We start from the raw sequence: 12,406 nt of genomic DNA, 5'->3' as shown, positions 1-12,406 counted from the left end.
GGAGTCCTTCTGGCGAGGCGACCGTGGCTGGCACTGGCACCCTGTCTCATGGTGGGTGTCACCGTCGCGGGGATGCGCGTCAGGACATCACCGCATGGTCGGCTCTCGGCATCGCGACGGGCGCCGCGAGCCGGAGGCGCGATGTCCGCCCGCCGCCGACTTTCCCGGTTCGCGCTGTCGCGTCGCCCGCGCCTGCGCTGTCGTCGCGTCCGGGCCCGCGCTGTCGCGTCCGGGCCCGCGCTGTCGTCGCGACCGCGCACGGGGCACGGCCGCGCGCCCGCGGTCCGCGCGCGGGGCACGGCCGCGCGCCCGCGGTCCGCGCGCGGGGCACGGCCGCGCGCCCGCTGCCCTGGCCGCGCGAGCCCGTGCGGGCGTGGGCTTCCGGGGGCGCGGTTCTCCATACCGCTTCCGCGCGGCACGCGCTATCAACGCAGCCGCGAAGCGCGGGCGACGCCTGCGCTTCCCAGGTTGGCCCCATGATCGCCGTGGTCGCAGAGAAGCCCGCCGTCGCCCGCGACATCGCCGCGGTGGTCGGCGCATCGCGGCGCGCCGAGGGCTTCCTCGAGGGGGGAGGCTACGTCGTGACGTGGGCGGTGGGGCACCTCGTCGCCATCGCCGAGCCGCACCAGATCGACCCGGCCTGGAAGCGCTGGCGCCTCGATCTGCTCCCGATGCTGCCCGAGCGGTTTCCGCTGGTCGTGCTCCCCGGGACGCGGGCGCAGTTCGAGTGCGTGCGCAAGGTCCTCGGCCGGCGCGACGTCGAGCGCGTCATCTGCGCGACCGACGCGGGCCGCGAGGGCGAGCTCATCTTCCGGTACATCTACGAGGCCGCGGGCTGCAAGAAGCCGGTCGCTCGGCTGTGGATCTCGTCCCTCACCCCCGACGCCATCCGCGACGGGCTCCGGCGGCTGCGCGACGCGCGCGGCTACGACGGCCTCGCCGACGCCGCGCGCGGGCGCAGCCGGGCGGACTGGCTCGTCGGCATGAACCTCTCGCGCGCCTACAGCCTCGCCTTCGACCAGGACCTCTCGGTCGGCCGCGTGCAGACGCCCACGCTCTCGATGGTCGTCGAGCGGGAGCTCGCGATCCGGAGGTTCGTCCCCGAGCCGTACCTCGAGGTGGTCGCGACCTTCTGCCCCTTCCGGGAGGGCGGCGCGGGCGCGGCGGAGGCGTCGTACAAGGGCACGTATTTCCGGGACGAGGCGCTCCCCGGCGAGCAGCCCGGCAGGGCGGCCGACGGGGACCGGGAGCAGGGCGAGACCGCGCCGTCGCGGCGGCGCCTGCCGCCGGACGGCGAGGAGGCGCGGCAGATCATCGAGCGGGCCCTCCGGGGCGAGGCGCGCATCGAGGCGGTCCGGGCCGAGTCCCGCCGCCTGCCGCCGCCGCTGCTCTACGACCTGACCGAGCTGCAGCGGCACGCCAACCGCCTTTACGGCTTCTCCGCGCAGAAGACGCTCGAGGTCGCGCAGGCGCTGTACGAGCGCAGGAAGCTCATCAGCTATCCGCGCACCGACAGCCGGCACCTCTCGACCGACGTCGCCGCCACCCTCGGCGCGGTGGTGCAGGCGGTGGAGGGCCCGTACCGGGACAAGCTCGCGCCGGGGACGGGGACGCGGCCGCTCGGCCGGCGCTTCGTCGACGACGCCAAGGTCGGCGATCACCACGCCATCATCCCCACGGGGACGCGGCCTCCGCGCGCGGAGCTCTCGGCCGACGAGCAGAGGATCTTCGATCTGATCTGCCGCCGCCTGCTCTCGGCGTGGCACGAGGATCACGTCACGTCGATCACCACCGTCATCACGGCGATCACGGCGCGCGGCCCCGGCGGCGCGACGGTCGTGGATCGTTATCACAGCGCGGGCAGCGTCGTGGAGAAGGTCGGGTGGAAGGTGCTCGACATCGGCTTCGGCAAGGAGCCCGCGAAGCGGCGCAAGGCGGGGGAGCCGGGAGAGGGGCAGGCCGAGGGGGAGGGGGCCGCGGGAGAAGGAGATCGGGAGACGGCGGATCAGCGGCTCCCGCCGGGCCTGGTGAAGGGCGAGGTGCAGCTCGTGCTCGACGCGCAGGCGCAGGCCAAGAAGACGCGGCCGCCGCCGCGGTTCACCGAGGCGACGCTGCTCACCGCCATGGAGACCGCCGGCAGCAGCCTCGAGGAGAAGGAGCTCTCCGAGGCGATGAAGGACTCGGGCCTCGGCACCCCGGCGACGCGGGCGGCGATCATCGAGACGCTGCTCCGGCGCGAGTACCTCGTGCGGAAGGGCAAGCTGCTGCACGCGACCGAGAAGGGCATCGGGCTGATCGAGGTCGTCCACGCCGACGTGAAGAGCCCGGCGATGACGGGCGCCTGGGAGGCGAAGCTCGCCCGCATGGCGCGCGGCGGGGGCGATCTGCCCTCGTTCATGGCGGGCATCGCGTCCTACGTCCGCCACGTGGTGGAGGAGGTGCGCTCGGGGCGGCGCGCGGCGGGGGGCGCTGCGCCGCGGCCAGAGGCGAGGACGTCTCCGTTTCAGGAAGGCGGGGCGGCGAGGGGGGGAGGCGGGACGGCGAGGGGGGTCGACAAGGACCGGGCCGCCGCGGCGGCTCCGGCGGAGGCGCCGCACGAGCGGGAGGCGGCGCGCGAGCGGGAGGCGGCGCGGGCGCCGGCCCGCCGGCCTGGCAACGGCAGCGCGGCGAGCGCGCCGGTCGCCGCCTCGCGCGGCGCGCTTCGCGCGGCCGCGGCCGCCGTGTCCCCCCCGCCGGCGCCTCGCGGGGAGGCAAGGAATCGTGGAGAGAAACATCAGCAAATTCCATCGGATGCGCGCGTCTTTGCAGGGAGTCGAGGAGAGAGACCTCAACAGACTCCGGCGGGCGCGCGCATCTCTCCAGGAGGCTGCGGGGAAAAACCTCAGCAGATTCCAGCGGATGCGCGTGTTTCCTCAGGTGTCTCCGAGCTGATCCCGCCGCCTGGAGCGCGGGCGGCGGCCAGCTCGATCCCGCCCGCGCATGCGGCGGCGGTGGCGTCCGCGCCTGCGCGCCGGCCGGCCGATCTCGTCGAGCTGCTCCAGCGGTGCTTCGGCTTCCGCGGCTTCCGCCCCTACCAGGAGGCCGTCTGCCGCACGGCGGCCGCGGGGCGCGACGTGCTCCTCGTCATGCCCACGGGCGCCGGGAAGTCGCTCTGTTACCAGCTCCCCGGGATCGCCCGCGGCGGCACCACGCTCGTGGTGAGCCCGCTGATCGCGCTCATGGAGGATCAGGCCGCGAAGCTCCGGGCGTGCGGCTTCGCCGCCGAGCGGATCCACTCGGGCCGGAGCCGGGCCGAGTCGCGCAAGGCGTGCGTCGATTACCTCGAGGGCGCGCTCGACTTCCTGTTCATCGCGCCCGAGCGGCTCCGGGTGCCCGGCTTCCCCGAGCTGCTCGCGCGCCGGAAGCCGGTGCTCGTGGCCGTCGACGAGGCCCATTGCATCTCCAAGTGGGGACACGATTTCCGCCCTGATTACCGGATGCTGGGCCAGCGGCTCCCCGCGCTCCGTCCGGCGCCGGTCATCGCGCTCACCGCGACCGCCACGCCGGTCGTGCAGGACGACATCGTGGAGCAGCTCGGGCTCACGTCCGCGGCCCGGTTCATTCACGGCTTCCGGCGGAGCAACCTGGCCATCGAGCTCCTCGAGGCGAGCCCGGGCGACCGCCTCGCCCGGGTGCGCGCGCTGCTCGGGAAGAAGGGCCGGACGCCGGCCATCGTCTACGCGCCGACCCGGAAGGACGCCGAGGCGCTCGCGGCCGGCCTCTCGGGGGATTTCTCGGCCGAGGCGTACCACGCGGGCCTCGCCGCGCCGGCGCGCGACCGGATCCAGGCGGCGTTCCTGGGCGGCAGCACCGAGATCATCGTCGCCACCATCGCCTTCGGCATGGGCATCGACAAGCCCGACGTGCGCACGGTCGTCCACGCCGGGCTGCCCGGGAGCCTCGAGGGCTATTATCAGGAGATCGGCCGCGCCGGCCGCGACGGCCTCCCGTCGCGGGCCGTGCTGATGCACTCGTATGTGGACCGGCGAATGCACGAGTTCTTCCACGAGCGCGACTACCCGGATCCGGCGACGCTGCAGCGCATCGAGGCGGCCCTCTCCGCGGAGCCGCGCCCGCGCGAGGCGGTCCTGGGCGAGCTTCACCTGGATCCCGAGGTCGCGGAGAAGGCCCTGGAGAAGCTCTGGATCCACGGCGGCGCGCGCGTGGACGCGGACGGCGGCGTGGCCCTGGGCGATCCGGGGTGGCGCGGGCCGTACGAGGCGCAGCGGCGCCACAAGCTCGCGGAGCTCGTGCAGATGGCGCGCTTCACCGAGAGCCACGGCTGCCGCATGCTCCACCTGGTCCGTCATTTCGGCGACCAGGAGGACACGGGCGAGGCGTGCGGCCTGTGCGACGTCTGCGCGCCGGACGCGTGCGTGGCGCGGGAGTTCCGGGCGCCGAGCCGCGACGAGGCGCAGGCGATCGCGAAGATCCTGGTCGCGCTGCGGGACGGCGAGCAGCCGACCGGGCGCCTCTACCGCGAGGCGTTCGCGGGCGGGTCGCTCGAGCGGCGCGATTTCGAGCACCTGCTCGGCGGGCTGGTGCGGGCGGGGCTCGTGAGCGTGCGCGACGACTCGTTCGAGAAGGACGGCGAGCACATCGCCTTCCAGCGGGCGTCGCTCACGCCGAAGGGGCGCCTCGGCGGGGGGGCGGCCGACGTCCCGCTGGCGAAGGTGCCGCCGAAGGTGAAGAAGCGGCAGGGCCCGGGCGCGAAGTCGTCGGACGCGCGGAAGGCGTTCTTCGCCCGCAAGGCGCAGCGCAAGAAGGGGCGGGCGCGCTGAGCGGTGGCCTTGGGGGGGACGCCGGACGGGATGAGCGGCTGGCGGGCGGCGGCGCTCAGCGGAAGATGCCGAAGTGGCCCAGGACCCACCAGAGCAAGGCGAAGATGAGGAGGGTGCTGAGGCACCCGCCGCCGAGCTTCTTCGCGCCGTAACCCGCTGCAATCCCACGCAGAATCTTGCTCATCGAGCGACCTCCGGCCCCGTGTCGGGGGGGCTCGATGGGTGAGGCAACGCGGGTGCCAGCTCGGACGGCCGAGGGGAGGCGGAGATCGGCTCGCGGGAGGCCGATGGCCCCGCTCGATCGGGAGCGGGCATCTCGGCGCGCGCGCCACAGTGGGGCGTTTCGCCACGCGAAGGCCTCGGTCCATGCGGAGATCCGCCCGCCGGGGCGGTGGCTTGCTACCGGCCCAGCTTGGCGACGACGAGGCGCTGCTTGTAACCGTCGCCGGTTCCGGGGAGGGGGCCTGTACCAAGGTCGGCGTCCACCGCTTTGGTCCAGCCCGCAACGAGCGTCTCACCGGTGGGGGAGGCCACGACGGCGTCAAGGTGGACGCGACTACCCACGAGACGATGCCATGCGAGCTTTGCGTCGGGCGTGAGCTTGGCGACCAAGCCCTGGGTATCCTTCACCACGACCGGACCGTCGCCGAAGTCAATCTGGTTCTCGGCTCGTCCAGCAATGACGATGTTGTCATCGGCGTCGAGAGCGATTCCGCCCACCGACTGACCACCGTCCCCGCCGAACGCACTCGCCCATCCGACTTCGCCGTCAGCCGCGAGTTGCACAACGAAGGCATCGGTCTCGTCAGAAGCCGTCAGAGTGTATGGCTCTATTCGCAGCTCGCCCGAGTAATAGCCGGCCACGACAGGTCGTCCCGACGTGTCCACCGCGATATCGGCTGCCTGCACGGACAAATGCTCGCCGAGACTTCTGACCCATGCAGGAATCCCGGATGGCGTCAGCTTCATGACGAAGCTTCTGTCTTCGACACTGAACACCCCTCCAAGATCAAGAGCTCCTCGGGTCCAGCCGGTGACGAAGATGTTTCTTGAACGGTCCACAGCGACGGCGTTGAGGCCCTGCTCCGCTGGACCACTGAACTTTCTCGCCCAGCAGCCCGGTGCGGTCACTAGGCCCGTTGCACCGTCGAGCTTCGCCACGAGGATGTCCTCGCCCCCGTCGTCGGGCCGGATCGGCCCGCCGCCGAGATCGATCGTCCCACGAAACGATCCTACCACGATGATGTCATCCCGCGCATCGATCGCGACGGCGTCAATCGAGGTGTTATAGCCGCCACCCAGCCCTTTGCTCCAGATGTGCTCACCCGATGGATCAAATTGCGCGATGAACGCTCCCAGCGGGATCGGCCCTCCGCCGAAATCGGTCGTCCCGCTGGTGGTTTGTCCGGCGACGACCGGGTTGCCCTTGGAGTCGATGGCCAACGCCCACGGATTATCCGCCAAACGGTCCCCAAACTGCCTGGCCCACAGGACATCTCCGGAAGGGTTCAGCTTCAGGAGCAGCACGTCTGTTGTGTCGGCAGAAGCGAATGTTTCATTGCCAATCTTGATGGTGCCGAAGAAGGCGGCGCTGACGAACACATTCCCCTCGGCATCGCGCGCGATGCCCATGGGGTGGACGTCTCCGGTCTGCTCGTACCCGGTCGCCCACACGATGCACTCCAGACCGTCGCAGTTCTCATCGTCCACGGCATCGCAGCGCTCCACCGCGGGCAGAACCTCGCCCTCGCATGCGCCCCAGGTCCCGTCGGCGCCGCAGGTGCGCATTCCTTCCCGGCACGCGCCCCTGTTCCTGGTGCCCAGTGGGCCGGCGTAGCACGCCTCCGAAGCGTCCGGCGTGCATGTGGGCGCCTCCTCCTCAGCGCCACCCGCGCCGCCGGCACCCGTGGGATCAGAACCCCCCAGACCTCCGGCACCCCCCGTGCCGCCTGGCGCCTGGTCGGAGAACTCGTCGAGACCGAGGAGCTGCGCGCACCCGCTGGCGCACAGGCCCAGGCCGAGGAGGGAAGCGAGCGCGTAAGGTCGTGCTTGTCGTTGCATGGGCTCGTGTGCGCCCGGAAGCCGCAAGGCGAGGTTCCCGACGCTGGCGCGGAGGCTATCACACTGACGCGGCGCGCAGGAGCCTGGTTCGGATCGTCGCTGGGGCGAGCCGGGCGCTCGTCCTAGCTTCGGGCGCCTCGCGCAAGACCGCCATAGCCGAGGATCGAGAGCCCTATCCGCGCCGAGAGCCGGCGTAGCGCCGCGCGAGGGAGTACGCGGGAGAGCTGGGCCGTGGCCTTGCTCAACGCGGTCGGGACGGCGACCACGTCGCCCCGATCGGCCGCCGCGATTCCATAGGCCGCGCATTCCTCGGCGGAGATCTCGAACGGGGGCTTTTTGCGCGACACGCCGGGCGCGCCCGCGTCGAAGATCTCCGTGGTCACCGGCCCCGGGCACAGGGCCGTCACGGTGACGCCGGTCCCGTCGAGCTCCACGGCCAGGCTCTCGGAGAACGACAGCACGAACGCCTTGGTCGCCCCGTAGACCGCATGCCCCGGGGTCGGCTGGAACGCGGCGAGCGACGCCACGTTGAGCACGCGCCCTCCGCCGCATGCCACGAGGTCGGGGACGACCGCCGCGCACAGGGCGACGACGCTCTCGCCGTTGAGCCGCACCAGCATCGCCTGCGCGGCGGGGTCGCCGTCCAGGAAGGGCCCGAGCCGCGTCGTGCCGGCGTTGTTGACGAGCCAGGCCGCGCCGCCCAGGGCGCGTGCCCGATCCCGCACGCGGAGGGCCGCGCCCTCGGTGGTGACATCGAGCTCGAGCGGGTGGATGGGCGCATGCCCGGCGGCGCACGCCTGTGCGCAGAGCTCCTCCAGCCGGTGCGCCCGCCGGCCGATGGCGAGCACCGGCTGCCCGCGCGCCGAGAGCTGTCGCGCGAGCGCCGCGCCGATGCCGGACGAGGCGCCTGTGACGATGGCGAGGGCCGAGGGGGTGGTCATGAAACAGTCCTTTAGGCCCCTTTGCCCCGGAGCGCGAGATAAGCGCAGATCCCGGCGCACGGACGCGCCTCAATCCTCGCCGCCGCACCGGTTCGCCGCATCGCGCCATGGCCGCGCGAACGCCGCGCGTGCGTCGTTCAGCGGGGGCGCTCTGAGCTTGACGCGTGATGTCGACGTCGTGCCGTTCTCGTCACAATGGCGCATACCGCCCAGCGCGGCGCGGCGGAGCGCCTGGGTGGTCCGCCCGCGGCCCCACGCGCAGGAGGCATTGGAGCATCGGGGGGGAGAGGACTGTCCCCTACATCGGGGCGGGCGTTTCGCCGCCTTCCTCTTGCAGGACGCGGGGCGCAGCGGCTAGCCTGTGAAGCGTGCTTCCGACTTCGGGTGCTGAGGACCCGCGAGCGATGCTGAGGACCCGCGAGCAAGCCGTGCGCATTCGAGGCGTCGCGCTGGCCACGGCCGCCCTGTGTGCGCTGTTGCCGTTGCCCTTGCACGCACAGGAGGAGCGGCCGGTCGTCGTTTCAGCGCCCGCCTTCGAGGAGCTGCCGGGAGTCGAGGGCACCGGTCTCTGCGCCGCGTCGACCATCCCGGACAAGTCGCCGATTGAGACCTTCCTGCCGAACTTCATCGGAAAGACCAACGAGCTTATCGACGGACACAAGGAAAGTCGCCTCGAGTACGTCATCCGGACGCTCCTGGATCTGAGCAACAACAACGACACCGACAGCAACCCCAATGACGAGAACGACCCGCGGAGTTTCGGCGACTTCAAGGGGATGTCGCCGGATTGCGGGATCGGCGGCTGTAGCTTCCCGTGGGACGATCGCCTTGACAAAACGGAGATCGTCTTTGGCTCCCGTCTTCGCGGGTTCCTGGCCGTCACGGAGGAGCTCGCCGGCAAGCCGGTTCATTTCGGCATGTTCGCCGACGACGCCGTGAGCCTCGCGTTCTACGATGGCGTCACGAGCGAGAAGGTGGTCCTGCTCCAGCCGCCGGAGCTCGGCAAGCCGGTCTGGCGCCTCACGAACACCGTCACCTTCGAGAAGCCAGGCCTGTACCCGCTCGAGATCCTCTACGCGGAGATCGCCGAGCACGCGGCGCTCGAGATGTCCTATTTCGTCGGGGAGTTCGAGGACTTCCACCGCGCCGCGGAGACGCCGCCCGTCGAGAAGCTGAGCGAGAACGACTTCACCCTCTTCCGGCCGACGCAGTTCTACCAGACGCTCGCCGGCTCCCCGTCGTTCCCCGATCTCGATCAATGCCAGCAGTGCGAGCGCAGGTTCGTCGGCCAGCCCAACAACAACGGCTGCCCCTCGAGCTTCTACTGCAACGAGGCCGCCCTCTGCGCGCCATGCGACACGGCGATCCACTGCGGCGAGTCGTGCATGGCCTGCCTGGGCGACACGCCGTTCTGCATCGATCTCAACGGCAGCCACCAGTGCGCCGAGTGCCGCACCGACGCCGACTGCCGCGCCAATTTCACCTGCGACCCCGAGACGCACGAGTGCAAGGAGCGCTACGAGTGCGAGGAGGACCCGGACTGCCCGCGCGGCCACGTCTGCGTCGAGCACGCGTGCGTGCCGTGCGACTCGCCCGACATGTGCGCCGGCAACTCCTGCAACTGCTGCCCGAACGGGATCAACGGCAGGCAGATGGACTGCGCCGCCGTCGAGCCCGGCGGCATCGAGATGTGCGTCGAGTGCGTCAACGACACGCAGTGCCCCGACGGCAAGGTGTGCCACACCCCGACCGGTCACTGCGTCGACCCGCCCCTCCCGACGAACGCGCAGCCCGACTGCTGCGGCGAGGGGTGCGTCGACTGCATGCGCCCCGAGGACCCGAACGACCCCGAGACGCCCCCGGTGCCGTTCTGCCTCCCCGGGCCCGTGGGCACCGCGTGCGCCGCGTGCCGCAACGACATGGACTGCGGCGACGGCCAGTACTGCCTGAGCGGCGAGTGCAAGGCGTGCGTCGAGGACCGGCGCTGCGGCGCGCGCTGCAGGAGCTGCGGCGAGGACACGCCGTTCTGCCTCGGCACGTTCGCCGAGACCGCCGCCTGCGTGCGCTGCACCTCGGACGATCAGTGCGCCGGCACGACGTGCAACCCCGAGACGCACGCGTGCGACCCCCCCGGGTGCATGGCGACCTGCGCCGAGGACACCCCGTACTGCGACGGCGAGAAGTGCGTCGAGTGCTACGCCGACACGCAGTGCCCCTGCGGCAACACCTGCGACCTCGAGACGAACACCTGCGACGTCTCCTGCAAGTCGAACCTGGACTGCCTCGGCAACGAGCACTGCCGCTGGACCGATCAGGCCGACGCCAAGGAGTGCGCGCTCGGCCCGATGCCGGACAACGTCGCGTGCGGCGGCACCCTCGCCGACATCTGCAGCGTCTCGGTCGTCGGCCAGAAGGGCACCGACCCGCGGCCCGCCGGGCTCCTCGCGCTGGCGATGCTGGCCCTGCTCGAACGGCAGCGCCGGCGGCGCACCGGAGGTCCGTCGTGAGAAAGCGCCCGCTCCTCCTCGCCCCGCTCCTCGCGCTCTCCGCGCTCCTCGCCGGGGGCCCCGCGCGCGCCGAGGAAGGGCGCTTCGACGCCCAGGTGTTCCGCCCGTCGGCCGCGCCGCGCGACCTCGTGATGGTGCAGAAGTCCGAGGTGATCGGGAACCTGTCCCCGACCATCGGCCTCTACAGCGACGTCGCGGCCGACCCGCTCGTCCTCATCCTTGCGGGCGAGGACAGGAAGCAGGCGGCCAACGCGATCACCGGGCGCCTCGAGCTCGCCCTCCTCGCGGGCATCGGCTTCTTCGACGTGCTCGACGTCACGATGGCCATGCCGCTCATCCTCTTCCAGGAGGGCGGCAACCTCCGCAGGTTCGGCACCGAGGGGTCGGTCAAGAGCACCACCGTGGGCGATCTCCGCCTCTCCACCAAGGTCTCGCTCCCGTACCTGAACCGCAAGGAGCAGGTGAAGGAGGGGTTCGGGATGGCGATCGCCGGCAACCTGAACTTCCCCACGGGCGACCAGAACGCGTTCGCCAGCGACGGCGCGCTGAGCGGCGGCGCCACCCTCATCGCCGATTACCGGTTCAACTTCGGGCTGCTCCTCGCCGCGAACGCCGGCGTCTGGCTGCGGCCCGACAACCAGTTCGCGGGCGTGCGCGTCGGCGACATGGCCCAGTTCGGCGTGGCCGCCGAGCAGTACGTCGTGCAGCGCTGGGGCCTGTCGGTCATCGGCGAGGTGTACGGCTATCCGTCCATCACGAGCTACCCCGACGACCCGGGGCAGATCCCCGCCGAGGCGCTCCTCGGGCTGCGCTGGCAGACCAAGCACGGCATCACGATCACCTTCGGCGGGAGCTTCGGCGCGGCGTGCGGCTTCGGCGCCCCCTCGATCCGCTTCTTCAACGTGATCACGTGGCAGCCGAAGACGTCCCAGGAGCAGGAGGAGATCAACCGCCTCCAGCAGCGCGACGACGAGGATCCGGACCGCGACGGGCTGATCGGCGCGGCGGACCGCTGCCCCGACGTGCCGGGGAGCCCGGAGAACTTCGGCTGCCCGGACCTCGACACCGACGGCGACGGCTTCATCGATCGCGACGACCAGTGCCCCGACAAGCCCGCAGGGCCGCACGGGAAGAACGGCTGCCCGCTCGCCTTCGTCCGCGGCGACGAGATCGTGATCACCGAGCAGGTCCACTTCGCGACCGACAAGGACGTCATCCTCGAGGAGTCGAACCCCACCCTCGAGGCGGTCGCGCACGTGCTCATCGACAACCCGGACATCCGCGAGGTGCGCATCGAGGGCCACACCGACGTGCGCGCGACCGACGTGTACAACATGGCCCTGTCGCAGCGCCGCGTGGCGAGCGTCATGGCGTACCTGATCGCGAAGGGCGTCGATCCCTCGCGGCTCCAGGCGGTCGGCTACGGGCACACGCAGCCGATCTACGACGACAGCGGCTGCCTCGGGCCCGACGAGCAGCTCTCGCCGGATTGCCGGTTCATGACGTCGAAGAACCGGCGCGTGGTCTTCCGGATCCTGCGCTACGGCAACGCGGGGCCGCGGCCGCTCACCGGGGCGCCCGAGGGGACCGAGCAGGTCCTGCCGTCGGGCGGGGTGCTGCCGCAGAAGTCGACGACCACGCTGCCGAACCAGGGCACGCTGCCGAGCCGCGGGGTCCTCCCGCAGACCGTGCTGCCGAGCGGCGGGAGCCAGCTCCCGCCGGCCGGCGCCGGCGGGAGCACGAAGCCGCTGCCCAACCGGGGGGAGGCGGGCGGGCTTCCCAGCAACAAGGGGGTGCTGCCGAGGTCGGGGGCGCCGGGGCCGGCGCCTTCCTCGTCGAGCCAGCCTCCTGCGGCGCCGCCTGCAGGCCCGAAGCCGTAGACGCCCGCCGTTCCTGCGGCGAGGGCGGTGTTGCCGAGCTGCCCGGCCCCCGGAGAGGGTGTTCGTTTCGTGGGGCGGCGTGGGGGCCCCACGAAACGAACACCCTCTCCGGGCGCGTACGGGATGGCCGAGGGATCAACGGAGCGAGAGCTGAGACGCAAGGCGACCACCGGAGAGTCGCTGCTCGACGCGCGTTC

Annotated in this window: 6 protein-coding genes; 3 read left to right on the top strand and 3 right to left on the bottom strand. The window is 71.8% G+C overall.

Going from position 1 to position 12,406, the window contains the following annotated elements:
• Window positions 1-476: 476 nt before the first annotated feature.
• The gene (locus WMF31_RS21225; protein WP_436603696.1) at window positions 477-4,820 is read left to right on the top strand and encodes a DNA topoisomerase 3; all 4,344 of its coding nucleotides are present in this window, start codon (window positions 477-479) and stop codon (window positions 4,818-4,820) included.
• A 55-nt stretch (window positions 4,821-4,875) separates the two neighbouring features.
• On the opposite strand, the gene WMF31_RS21220 is transcribed toward WMF31_RS21225, so the two are convergent.
• The 3 genes from WMF31_RS21220 to WMF31_RS21210 all read right to left on the bottom strand — a co-directional run bounded on the left by WMF31_RS21220 (window position 4,876) and on the right by WMF31_RS21210 (window position 7,822).
• Window positions 4,876-5,004 (bottom strand): hypothetical protein, encoded by a 129-nt coding sequence (locus tag WMF31_RS21220; protein WP_436603695.1) that lies wholly within the window; start codon window positions 5,002-5,004, stop codon window positions 4,876-4,878.
• A gap of 215 nt (window positions 5,005-5,219) precedes the next feature.
• Entirely contained in the window at window positions 5,220-6,608 is a 1,389-nt protein-coding gene (locus WMF31_RS21215; RefSeq protein WP_436603694.1) for an SBBP repeat-containing protein, read from the bottom strand.
• Window positions 6,609-7,003: 395 nt separating this feature from the next.
• Window positions 7,004-7,822: an SDR family NAD(P)-dependent oxidoreductase gene (locus tag WMF31_RS21210; protein WP_436603693.1), complete on the bottom strand. Its 819-nt coding sequence runs from the start codon at window positions 7,820-7,822 to the stop codon at window positions 7,004-7,006.
• A 482-nt stretch (window positions 7,823-8,304) separates the two neighbouring features.
• Between WMF31_RS21210 and traA the strand changes: the two genes are divergently transcribed.
• Window positions 8,305-10,329 (top strand): outer membrane exchange protein TraA family protein, encoded by a 2,025-nt coding sequence (gene traA / locus WMF31_RS21205; protein WP_436603692.1) that lies wholly within the window; start codon window positions 8,305-8,307, stop codon window positions 10,327-10,329.
• Window positions 10,326-12,209, top strand: a complete 1,884-nt coding sequence (locus WMF31_RS21200) for an OmpA family protein (protein WP_436603691.1) — start codon at window positions 10,326-10,328, stop codon at window positions 12,207-12,209. The genes traA and WMF31_RS21200 overlap by 4 nt, the downstream gene beginning before the upstream one ends.
• The last annotated feature ends 197 nt before the right edge of the window (window positions 12,210-12,406 follow it).

This window comes from Sorangium sp. So ce1036, from assembly GCF_051369805.1.
Classification (GTDB): Bacteria; Myxococcota_A; Polyangia; order Polyangiales; family Polyangiaceae; genus Sorangium; species Sorangium cellulosum_F.
The sequence above is the reverse complement of the archived record's forward strand: the minus strand, read 5'-3'. Positions and strand labels throughout refer to the sequence as shown.